Annotated in this window: 11 protein-coding genes and 4 tRNA genes; 5 read left to right on the top strand and 10 right to left on the bottom strand. The window is 43.1% G+C overall.

Annotated elements, in window-relative coordinates; translation table 11 throughout:
• Nucleotides 1-42: 42 nt before the first annotated feature.
• From N480_RS13725 to lolB, 10 genes are all read right to left on the bottom strand, one after another.
• Nucleotides 43-119, bottom strand: a tRNA-Met gene (locus N480_RS13725).
• A 2-nt stretch (nucleotides 120-121) separates the two neighbouring features.
• Nucleotides 122-196 (bottom strand) — tRNA-Gln (locus tag N480_RS13720).
• 33 nt (nucleotides 197-229) lie between these two features.
• Nucleotides 230-314: transfer RNA gene (locus N480_RS13715), tRNA-Leu, on the bottom strand.
• Between the two features lie 47 nt (nucleotides 315-361).
• A tRNA-Met gene (locus tag N480_RS13710) sits at nucleotides 362-438 on the bottom strand.
• A gap of 319 nt (nucleotides 439-757) precedes the next feature.
• Nucleotides 758-1,849, bottom strand: a complete 1,092-nt coding sequence (gene ychF, locus N480_RS13705; RefSeq protein WP_039608386.1) for a redox-regulated ATPase YchF — start codon at nucleotides 1,847-1,849, stop codon at nucleotides 758-760.
• Nucleotides 1,850-1,895: 46 nt separating this feature from the next.
• Nucleotides 1,896-2,480, bottom strand: coding sequence for an aminoacyl-tRNA hydrolase (gene pth, locus N480_RS13700; RefSeq protein ID WP_039608387.1), 585 nt, complete (start codon nucleotides 2,478-2,480; stop codon nucleotides 1,896-1,898).
• Nucleotides 2,481-2,499: 19 nt separating this feature from the next.
• Nucleotides 2,500-3,108: a 50S ribosomal protein L25/general stress protein Ctc gene (locus tag N480_RS13695; RefSeq protein ID WP_046356450.1), complete on the bottom strand. Its 609-nt coding sequence runs from the start codon at nucleotides 3,106-3,108 to the stop codon at nucleotides 2,500-2,502.
• 203 nt (nucleotides 3,109-3,311) lie between these two features.
• Nucleotides 3,312-4,259, bottom strand: coding sequence for a ribose-phosphate pyrophosphokinase (locus tag N480_RS13690; protein ID WP_023397324.1), 948 nt, complete (start codon nucleotides 4,257-4,259; stop codon nucleotides 3,312-3,314).
• A gap of 85 nt (nucleotides 4,260-4,344) precedes the next feature.
• Nucleotides 4,345-5,199 (bottom strand): 4-(cytidine 5'-diphospho)-2-C-methyl-D-erythritol kinase, encoded by an 855-nt coding sequence (gene ispE, locus N480_RS13685; protein WP_063373060.1) that lies wholly within the window; start codon nucleotides 5,197-5,199, stop codon nucleotides 4,345-4,347.
• Nucleotides 5,196-5,786 (bottom strand): lipoprotein insertase outer membrane protein LolB, encoded by a 591-nt coding sequence (lolB, locus tag N480_RS13680; protein WP_081231878.1) that lies wholly within the window; start codon nucleotides 5,784-5,786, stop codon nucleotides 5,196-5,198. Before lolB ends, ispE begins: the two co-directional genes overlap by 4 nt.
• Before the next feature lie 83 nt (nucleotides 5,787-5,869).
• Between lolB and hemA the strand changes: the two genes are divergently transcribed.
• The 5 genes from hemA (at nucleotide 5,870) to N480_RS13655 (ending at nucleotide 11,058) form a co-directional block, all read left to right on the top strand.
• Nucleotides 5,870-7,126, top strand: a complete 1,257-nt coding sequence (gene hemA / locus N480_RS13675; protein ID WP_063373058.1) for a glutamyl-tRNA reductase — start codon at nucleotides 5,870-5,872, stop codon at nucleotides 7,124-7,126.
• A 7-nt stretch (nucleotides 7,127-7,133) separates the two neighbouring features.
• Nucleotides 7,134-8,219, top strand: a complete 1,086-nt coding sequence (gene prfA / locus N480_RS13670; protein ID WP_063373057.1) for a peptide chain release factor 1 — start codon at nucleotides 7,134-7,136, stop codon at nucleotides 8,217-8,219.
• On the top strand, nucleotides 8,209-9,066 hold the full coding sequence (prmC, locus tag N480_RS13665) for a peptide chain release factor N(5)-glutamine methyltransferase (protein ID WP_063373056.1): 858 nt from the start codon (nucleotides 8,209-8,211) through the stop codon (nucleotides 9,064-9,066). The genes prfA and prmC overlap by 11 nt, the downstream gene beginning before the upstream one ends.
• Nucleotides 9,067-9,128: 62 nt before the next feature.
• Nucleotides 9,129-10,676: a DUF3369 domain-containing protein gene (locus N480_RS13660; protein WP_063373055.1), complete on the top strand. Its 1,548-nt coding sequence runs from the start codon at nucleotides 9,129-9,131 to the stop codon at nucleotides 10,674-10,676.
• A 7-nt stretch (nucleotides 10,677-10,683) separates the two neighbouring features.
• Complete coding sequence (locus N480_RS13655) at nucleotides 10,684-11,058, top strand: SirB2 family protein (protein ID WP_063373054.1); 375 nt, start codon at nucleotides 10,684-10,686, stop codon at nucleotides 11,056-11,058.
• Nucleotides 11,059-11,176: the final 118 nt, after the last annotated feature.

Genomic DNA, 11,176 nt, shown 5'->3' with positions numbered 1-11,176 from the left:
ACCAATTCCGCCACTTCCGCATGTATTTTCTTTTAAAGAAAATGGTGGCTATGCCCTGATTTGAACAGGGGACCCCATCATTATGAGTGATGTGCTCTAACCAGCTGAGCTACATAGCCATTGGCTGGAGTACCAGGATTTGAACCTGGGAATGGCGGGATCAAAACCCGCTGCCTTACCGCTTGGCGATACTCCAACGAAACGATTATTTTAGTTCTTATCGAGAACATGGTGCGGAAGGAGAGACTTGAACTCTCACATCCGAAGATACTGGAACCTAAATCCAGCGCGTCTACCAATTCCGCCACTTCCGCACATCAGGGTAGTTAGTTTTAAAGTTGCTAATCAACTTGAAAAAGCATGGTGGCTATGCCCTGATTTGAACAGGGGACCCCATCATTATGAGTGATGTGCTCTAACCAGCTGAGCTACATAGCCATCTCTTTTTCGTTTATCACCATCGCTGGTGCGGGGCGTATTATGCGTATATGCCCCCATGCCGTCAACACCTTTTTTTGAAAAAATCTCGTATCACAGATTGTTTGCAGATAAATTAAGCGAAACGGCCTGTTTTTATACCAAAACAAATCTAAAAGTACAAACTAGATTAACGATAAGTACTAAAAAGTCATCGCTTCAATAGAAAATTAAATATAGGGGTGCGCGTGATTTTTTGCACGCAAGAGATTTTTATGTGCTTAAAAGCGAAAAAAGCTCCATAAAAAGGAGCTTTTTTGACATACGTATAATTGAGTGTTTATACGTTGAATAGGAAGTTCATTACATCGCCATCTTTTACGATGTAATCTTTACCTTCTTGGCGCATTTTACCAGCGTCTTTTGCACCACTTTCGCCTTGATACTCAATGTAGTCGTCAAAGCCAATAGTTTGTGCACGAATAAAGCCTCGTTCAAAGTCTGTGTGGATTTTACCTGCCGCTTGTGGTGCCGTTGCACCTACAGGAATAGTCCAAGCTCGAACTTCTTTAACACCCGCTGTAAAGTAAGTTTGTAACTTAAGTAGCTCGTAACCGCCACGGATAACGAGGTTTAGACCTGGTTCTTCAAGACCAAGATCAGCCATAAATTCTAACTTATCTTCTTCCTCAAGCTCAGAAAGCTCAGATTCAATCGCGGCACATACAGGAATAACAACGGCATCTTCAGCAGCTGCAATTTCACGTACTTTATCTAAGAATGGGTTATTTTCGAAACCATCTTCAGTGACGTTTGCGATATACATCGTTGGCTTTATCGTTAAGAAATTAAGCGGCTTAATCGCAGCAAGCTCTTCTTTAGTTAGCTCTAAAGAACGCAACGTGAGGCCTTCATCAAGGTGTGCTTTAACTTTTTCAAGTACGTCGTTTTGGAATTTCGCTTCTTTATCGCCGCCCTTTGCTTTTTTAGCATTACGTTGTGCAGCGCGATCTGCCGCTTCCATGTCTGATAAAACAAGCTCAGTATTAATAACATCAATATCATCTGCAGGGTTTACTTGACCAGAAACGTGTACGATATTTTCATCTTCAAAGCAGCGAACAACATGACCAATGGCATCTGTTTCGCGAATGTTTGCTAAGAACTGGTTACCAAGACCTTCACCTTTTGATGCGCCTTTTACCAGGCCTGCAATATCAACAAATTCCATTGTTGTTGCGATGGTCTTTTGCGGATTAACAATCGCAGCCAATTGGTCTAGACGAGGATCCGGAACGGCAACAACGCCTGTGTTTGGTTCGATTGTACAAAACGGAAAGTTTGCGGCTTCGATTCCCGCTTTAGTTAATGCATTAAATAGGGTTGATTTACCAACGTTTGGTAAACCCACAATGCCACATTTAAAACCCATAATTTTGAACCTTCAGTTAATCAAATTGTTGCCGTATAAAAATACTTTACGGCTTAAATGAATGTAGTCTGTTTTGTGCTTTTAACACACCGTCTTTCGCTAAAATTTCCATGCAGCGAACCGCTTCATCAACGACCGCATCAATTTTTTCTTGGTCTGCTTTGGGTGCTTTACCTAATACCCAGCCAGTAACCTTGTCTCGGTGGCCTGGGTGACCAATGCCTATTCGCAAGCGCATAAATTCTTTGTTATTGCCAAGCTTAGAAATAATGTCTTTCAAACCATTATGTCCACCATGACCACCGCCTTTTTTAATTTTGGCGATACCTGGGTCCATATCCATTTCGTCATGTGCAACGAGGATGTTTTCGGCTGGAATTTTAAAAAAGTTTGCAAGGCTTGATACTGCTTTGCCACTTAAATTCATATAAGTGGTAGGAATAAGCAATTTAAATTCTTGGTTATTGATAAGTACTTTGCCTGTAAGGCCATGATACTTAGAGTCGGGTTTGAGAATGCAATTGTAGCGTTTTGCCAGTTCTTCTATGAACCACGCACCGGCATTATGACGAGTGTTTGCATATTCGGGGCCTGGATTAGCCAGGCCCACAAGCATTTGAATATTATTCAAGGTGTTAACACCTTAAAAATTACTCAGCAGCTTCTTCAGCTTCTTCTTCAGAAGCAGCGCCTTTAGGAGCGTTCAAAGTAACAACAGCTTGGTCGTGGTCCGCACCTTTAGCTAGTTCTACTGAAACAACACCTGCAGGTAGTACAACGTCAGAAAGGTGTACAGTTGCACCTACTTCTAGCGCAGCAACATCAACTTCTACGAACTCAGGAAGTTGAGCTGGTAGACATGTGATTTCGATTTCTGTTACGTGGTGAGCAACAGTGTTACCGCCTTTAGTAGCAGCTTCTTCGTTGATGAAGTGTACTGGTACTTTAGTGTGGATCTTCTGAGAAGCATCAACACGTTGGAAGTCTAAGTGAGTGATCTTAGGCTTGTACGGGTGACGCTGGATGTCTTTAACGATAGCTTCAACAGACTCACCGCCAATGTTTAGCGTAAGGATGTGAGTGTAGAAACCTTCGTCTTCTTGCATGTGGATCACTTTGTTGTGATCTAGAGTAAGAGAAACAACTTCTTTGCCTAAACCGTAAAGGATTGCAGGAACTTTCTCAGCGCGACGTAGGCGGCGGCTCGCACCAGTACCTAATTCTACGCGTACTTCAGCGTCTAAAACGTATTGTGACATAACTGTCTCCAAAATATATAAAGTTAATAATGTCAGAAAACTCGCGACCAAATTTTCTGGCGTATACCTATCAAACTGACAAATTTTTGTCTGCTCAGTAGGTAAAAAAGGCGCGCTAATATAGCACTATCATGGTTAGATTAAAACCATTAGGGCAATAAAAAAGCACCGATTGGTGCTTTTTTATTTATTCCTGCAATGAATTAGTGCTCGAACATTGCTGAAATTGATTCTTCGTTGCTGATACGGCGGATTGTTTCAGCCATCATGTCAGCTAAGGTTAGTACTTTAACCTTATCGATTGCGCGAAGCTCGTCAGACAATGGAATAGAGTCTGTTACGATGACTTCGTCGATGACTGAGTTACGTAAATTCTCAGCAGCGTTACCAGATAACACTGGGTGAGTTGCATAAGCAAATACACGCTTAGCACCGTGCTCTTTAAGCGCAGCAGCTGCTTTACATAACGTACCACCTGTGTCGATCATGTCGTCAACGATGATACAGTCACGACCCTCTACGTCACCAATAATGTGCATGACTTGAGAAACGTTCGCTTGTGGACGACGCTTGTCGATGATCGCAAGGTCTTTGTCATCAAGAAGCTTCGCAATAGCGCGTGCACGCACAACGCCACCGATGTCTGGTGATACAACAACAACGTCGTCGAAATCACGCTCTTTCATGTCTTCGATAAGCACTGGGCTACCAAATACATTGTCTACAGGGACATCGAAGAAACCTTGAATTTGTTCTGCATGTAGATCCACAGTTAAAACGCGGTCAACACCTACACTTGATAGGAAGTCTGCTACCACTTTCGCAGTGATTGGCACACGTGCTGAACGAACGCGGCGGTCTTGACGTGCATAACCAAAGTATGGGATCACTGCTGTGATACGGCCAGCAGAAGCACGACGTAGTGCATCAACCATGACGATAAGCTCCATAAGGTTATCGTTTGTTGGCGCACAAGTTGATTGAATAATAAAGACGTCTGAACCACGTACATTTTCATTGATTTGAACGCTGATCTCACCGTCACTAAAACGGCCTACAACGGCATCACCTAACTCAATAAATAAACGTTTTGCAACTTTTTGAGCTAGCTCGGGTGTTGCGTTACCAGCGAAGAGCTTCATGTCGGGCACGGTAGGGTTCCTCAGGCACTGAATTTTTGGACTAACATGCAAAGACTTTAAATAGCACAGTCAATACAGGCTAACTTAAACTAATTTACTTCTCTTTGTTTAGCCACGTAGCGAGTTGCTTGTGAGTAATCGATTCACTTGCACTTTTTGCTACAAAGCCTTGCCAAGAAGACGGTATATCTTGGAGTACACGCTGTGCTGTTTGCTCGTCATCAAATGTGGCAAAGCAGCAACTTCCAGTTCCAGTCATTCTTGACGGCGCATATTTTAGCAACCACGTCAGGGTCTTTTCAACCTCGGGGTAAAGCTTTTTAACCAACTCTTCACAGTCATTACGTGTTTCAGTCATACTCCATGGTGATTTTAGTTTGGGTGTATTGCGTGGTAAAGCTGGATCTGTGAAGATTTTTGCCGTGCTAACATGCACGCCAGGGGCGATAACAAGATACCATTTATTGGCTTGTTCAAAGGTGGTTAATTCTTCCCCAACCCCCTGAGCCAAAGCCGTTTTCCCATTGATGAATACAGGTACATCGGCACCGAGTTGTAAACCAATATTTGCTAATTCGGCCAATGATAATTGACAATTCCACAATGTATTAAGAGCAAGAAGAGTCGTTGCTGCATCTGATGAACCACCACCGACTCCTCCGCCCATGGGCAAGTGTTTAGTTAAATGTACAGTTACACCTTTTTTTACTGTTCGATATGCCATTAAAGACATTGCCGCTTTGAAGATTAAGTTATCTTCTTTTGAAATTCCGTCTACATCACCTGTTATATTGACAGTGTCAGCTTCAATCAATTGAAATGTTAGTTCGTCACCAAAATCTAATAGCGTGAATAGGCTTTCGAGTTCGTGATAACCATCATCTCTTCTACCATTAATATGAAGAAATAAGTTCAATTTAGCTGGGGCTGTCAGAGTTAATTTGTTCATTGTGTATCAAAATGCCATGCGTTGATTTGAATTTTTATTGATATATCTTGATGTGAAAGTGTTAGCCGCGCAGGCAGTGTTAGCCCATCAAAGTCACTATATCGTTGGTATTTAATTGTCCATTGCTTGCCTTGTTCGTCTTGCCAGCTAGCCTGCTTAATATTGCCGTTGTTATCCGTTTCATATTGATTATCTAGTCGAGTCGCGGTGAACCAATTTGGCGCTTGTTTTATTGGTAGCTGCCAGCCGCTAATACGCTCAATTAATGGGCCACTTTCTGGGCCAGTATAAGGTTTGCCATCCACGATAATTTCACTGTGGTGCGCGAACTCAGTCATTTTTAATACTTGAGTACCGATAAAGCTGGATAATGTTAACGCTTGCTTGTTGTTTTTTAATTGCCAATTAAAATTAACGGACTGACGATCATCGCTGGATATGAAGGCTATTTTGCCTCTCGCTTGCCAGAGGTTGAACTTATTTAGGGAGTTCAGTGTCACTTGTCCCCCATCTGGGACCATTGGGGACTGTGCACATCCACCTAAAAATAAAAAAAACATGAGTAAAATCAAATGAATTTGTTTCAAATGGGGTTCCTTACTTTCCATATTCGGTTGATTTTTGGTACAGTTAGTCGCTTTAAAGCAGGGCTCGGGCAACACTGGCATTTATGACCATCATCGCACTAGGTATTAATCACAAAACCGCTTCAGTTGAATTACGTGAAAAAGTCGCATTTTCACCAGAGCAATTGTCTAGAGCTTTGGAGCAACTTAATAAGCTATCAGAGTTTCATGAATCTGTGATTGTGTCCACCTGTAACCGTACCGAAATCTATTGTAGCCTCGACCAAGATAATTCCCAAGCACTACTCAGCTGGCTTGCTGAATTTCATAGTATCGAAGAACAAGAGCTTGCGCAGAATGTGTATATTCATCAAAACCAAGATGCGGTAAATCACTTAATGCGCGTTGCATGCGGTTTAGACTCTTTGGTGCTAGGTGAACCACAGATCCTTGGTCAGATTAAACAAGCTTACAACAGCTCTAAAGTGCATAATGTGATCAAACCGATGTTTGAGCGCTTGTTTCAAAGAACATTCTCAGTAGCCAAGCAAGTTCGTACGGAAACAGATATTGGTGCCAGTGCTGTTTCGGTAGCGTATGCTGCAGTGAACTTAGCAAAGCATATTTATGGCAAGTTGGATAAAACCAAAGTGTTACTAATTGGTGCTGGTGAAACCATCGAATTAGTGGCCAAACATTTATCTCAACATCACCCGCAACATATTACTGTGGCTAATCGCACCATTGAGCGAGCTAAAAATTTGGCACAAGAGATTGATGGGGATGTGATTTCATTGGCACAGCTGCCTGAGGAATTACACCATGCTGATATTGTGATCAGCTCTACTGCGAGTACCCTGCCAATCATTGGTAAAGGGGTGGTTGAACAGGCACTCAAAAGACGTAAATACCGCCCAATGCTGTTTGTTGACATTGCGGTGCCAAGAGACATCGAGAGCCAAGTAAACGAGCTAGATGCTGCGTATCTTTATACGGTTGACGATTTACAGGCAATCGTAAACGAAAATATTGCCAGCCGAGAGCAGGCCGCGAAGCAAGCACAGGATATTATTGACCAGAAAACGCGGGAATTTGCGGACTGGCAGCGCTCGTTGAAATCAGTTGATGTCATTCGTCAGTACAGGACATCGGCACAAGAAATAAAAATAGAGCTCGTGGAAAAGGCTGTAAATCAGCTACAATCGGGTAAAGATTCAGAAAAAGTCTTGCTTGAGCTAGCAAACAAGTTAACCAACCGGCTAACTCATGCCCCCACGCATGCTATTCAAAAAGCGGCGAAGGCGGGCGATACAGAGCAATTGATATTGCTAAAGCAGGCATTAGGTATTGAACAGGAATAAAATTTAGATGAAAGAGTCTGTCTATCGTAAGTTAGAAAGCTTAGTAGAACGTCATGAAGAAGTGGAGGCGATGCTGGGCGATCCAGAGGTGATTGGCGATCAGAATCGATTTCGTGCACTTTCTAAAGAGTACTCAGAGTTAGAAGATGTTGTAAAAACGTTCACTGCTTATCAGCAAGCACAGGAAGACGTGGCAACAGCAGAGGAAATGCTGAAGGACTCTGATCCAGATATGCGTGAAATGGCTCAAGAAGAGTATAAAGAGGCAAAAGCAGCGATTTCAGAGCTAGAAGATCAATTACAAGTACTTATGCTACCAAAGGACCCTAAAGACGATAATAACGTTTACCTCGAAGTGCGTGCAGGTACTGGTGGTGATGAGGCTGCTATTTTTGCTGGAGATCTATTCAGAATGTACAGCCGTTATGCTGAGACTCAAAAGTGGCAAGTTGAAGTTGTCAGTGCAAATGAGGGTGAACATGGCGGATACAAAGAAGTCATCGCAAATATCAAAGGTGATGGCGTTTACGGTAAACTGAAGTTTGAATCGGGCGCTCACCGAGTACAACGTGTACCAGAGACTGAATCGCAAGGTCGTGTGCACACCTCTGCATGTACCGTTGCTGTGATGGCTGAAATTCCGGAAGCAGAAGCAATCGAGATCAATCCATCAGATCTGAAAGTAGACACATTCAGAGCATCAGGCGCAGGTGGTCAGCACGTTAACAAAACTGACTCTGCAATTCGTATTACACATATTCCAACGGGTGTCGTTGTTGAATGTCAGGATGAACGTTCACAGCATAAGAACCGTGCAAAAGCACTTTCTGTACTTGGTGCACGGTTACAGCAAGCTGAAGATGAAAAGCGTCAAGCTGCCGAAGCAAGTGAGCGTCGCAACCTCGTAGGTAGTGGAGATCGTTCAGAGCGTATCCGTACATACAACTACCCACAAGGCCGTATAACGGACCATCGTATTAATTTAACCTTGTATCGACTAAATGAAGTGGTCGGTGGTGAACTTGGTGCAATTATTGATCCTTTACTGCTTGAACACCAAGCAGATCTGTTGGCGGCAATGGGTGACGATTAACGTGACCTGCCCGTCGAATGCCCAAGCGATTGCTTGGGCTACACACTTATTAACGGCCCTCTCTGACTCCCCTAAACTTGATGCTGAAGTGCTTTTACTTCATGTTCTAAATAAACCTCGTAGTTATTTATTCACTTGGCCTGAAGTTGAGCTATCTGAACAGCAATATACGCAGTTTAAGAACATGGTTGGACAGCGCAGTGAGGGAGTCCCCGTCGCACACCTGACAGGCGAGCGAGAATTTTGGAGCTTACCCTTTTACGTAAACAGTAGCACCCTGATCCCTCGCCCTGATACAGAGACGCTCGTGGAACAGGCATTAGAGCTGGACCTTCCCATTAATGCAAATGTACTTGACTTAGGTACTGGCACTGGGGCCATTGCATTGTCGCTGGCGTCAGAAATGCCTAAATGGCAGTTATGGGCAGTTGATTACTCTAATGATGCAGTCTTGCTCGCGAAGAAAAATCAGCAGCGGTTAGGCATTACTAATGCAACGATTTTACAAAGTGATTGGTTTGTCAATGTACCAAAGCAGCACTTTGATCTGATTGTGAGCAATCCTCCGTATATAGAAGAAAACGATGTTCACTTATCACAAGGTGATGTTCGTTTCGAGCCGCTTTCGGCACTCGTGGCCCCTGAGCAAGGTTATGCGGACATACGGCATATAGCTAAAAATGCGCTCGATTATCTGATGACTGGCGGGTATATCATGGTAGAACATGGTTACGATCAAGGTGCGGGTGTGCAAGAGATTTTTGCACAAATGGGGTATGGCAATATACTTACAATAAAAGATATGGCAGGCTGTGACAGAGTAACATTGGCACAAAAGTTACAATGATGCATAGAATGCAGTAAAATTTTTAAATTAGCGAGCGTCGAAACAAGCGTTAAGGACTCTATATGGATGATTTTTTGTTTTCAGATGAGCCGACCGATGTCACTGAAACCGAACAAAGCGGCAGTTGGAAAGTAATAATAGTTGACGATGAGCCCGAAGTGCACGCAGTGACTAAACTTGCTCTGAGCGACTTTGAATTTCAAAAGAAGAAACTTGAGTTTTTGAGTGCTTACTCGGGGGAGGAAGCCAAGCAAGTTGTTATGGATCACCCCGACGCAGCTATCGTGTTACTTGACGTTGTAATGGAAACCGATGATGCGGGATTAAAAGTCGCTCAGTATATCCGTGAAACGGCCAAGAATAACAATATACGTATAATTTTACGTACCGGCCAACCAGGGCAGGCGCCCGAGAGACAGGTAATCGTCAATTATGACATCAATGATTACAAGTCCAAAACTGAGCTCACCGCGCAAAAACTTTTCACTGTTGTTATGTCGAGTTTGCGTTCATACCGAGATATCCTTTCTATCGATCAATCTCGTCAAGGGCTAGAGAAAATCATTACAGCGTCTAGAGACATTTTCGCTACACACTCGATTGAACAGTTTATCGAAGGGGTTATGCAACAACTTACTTCGCTGTTAGGGACTGTTGATGAGGCTATGTATGCCACGTCGCTAGTAGCAAGCAATGAGCCTGATACATGCAGTGAAGACTTAATTGTATTTACTGGCCGTGGTGAGTTTGAAAAGTGTGAAGGCAAGCCAATTGAAGATGTACTCAATGATGAGCAATATCAGGCTTGTAAAAAAGCACTGAATGAGAAAACAATCGTTTATAAAGACAACTATTTATTCTCTTATTGCTCAAGTGAATACAACCATGCCTCTATGTTATTTGTTTCTGGGATCCCAGAGTTCTTAACTGATACGCAAAAACATTTAATTGAAATATTTTCGCAAAACGTACAATTGGCTTATGAAAATGTACAACTTCAAGCTGAAATTGAAGATACTCAGCAAGAGCTAGTATACCGTTTGAGTGAAGCGCTGGAGCTTCGCTCTACGGACTCGGGCAATCATGTTAAGCGCGTTGCGCATATTTGTCATGCGCTTGCTGTGGGCTATGGTTTGGGTAATAGAGAAGCGGACCTTGTGAGAATAGCATCTCCATTGCATGATGTTGGTAAAGTGGGCATTCCGGATGCCATTTTAAATAAGCCTGCCAAACTCGATGAAGCTGAATGGCAAGTGATGCAAACGCATGCGAAAAAAGGCTACCAATTGTTACGCGATTCAAGAAGAGAGATTGTAAACGCCGGTGCGCTAATAGCACGCGACCACCATGAAAAATGGGATGGTACGGGCTACCCGAAAGGCGCAAAAGGTGAAGAAATTCACATCTTTGGCCGTATAGTCGCACTTGCTGATGTGTATGATGCTTTAAGACACCGCCGTTGTTATAAAGAGGCGTGGGACCTGCCTGAGGTCATCGAAGAGATTAACAACCAAAGTGGTAAGCATTTCGATCCTAAGTTGGTTGCGGTGTTCAACGACACAATTGAAGAGTTAGAAGCGATTCTGGCTCGCTTCCCTGATAAATCATGAGGTTGATGTGGATTATATCGCTTTAAAACATACACATATGGCTTTTGCAATTCTTAGTGTGGCATTGTTCTACACTCGCTCAATATCTCGTTTGGTATCGGGTAAGCTTGCTGGTAAAAAAGCCGTTTTCATAGCCAGCCACGGGACTGACACACTATTATTGATCTCTGCTGTTTACCTTGCTGTTCTGGCTGGGCTAACGCCAACCTCACAGCCGTGGTTATTAGAAAAAATTGTTTTAGTGTTTGGCTATATAGGGTTGGGATTCGTGATTGCAAAGTCTACCCATAAACCCAAACAAATAGGCGCGCTAATTGGCGCAACGGCTATCATCGCTGCGATAGGCTATCTTGCAGGGACTAAAAACGCCTTTATTTTATAGTTAGACTCCAAAACTAAACTACCGTGTGGACTGTATGTTTCCAGTTCACATGGTGCCTATCAAAAATAGCACTTGGGTATGCTTTAAAAAGTGTTACACTACGTCCTTATTATTTACA

Origin of the sequence: Pseudoalteromonas luteoviolacea S2607 (genome assembly GCF_001625575.1) — a bacterium.
Lineage (GTDB): Bacteria > Pseudomonadota > Gammaproteobacteria > Enterobacterales > Alteromonadaceae > Pseudoalteromonas > Pseudoalteromonas luteoviolacea_E.
This window is presented reverse-complemented; position numbering and strand designations above follow the sequence as displayed.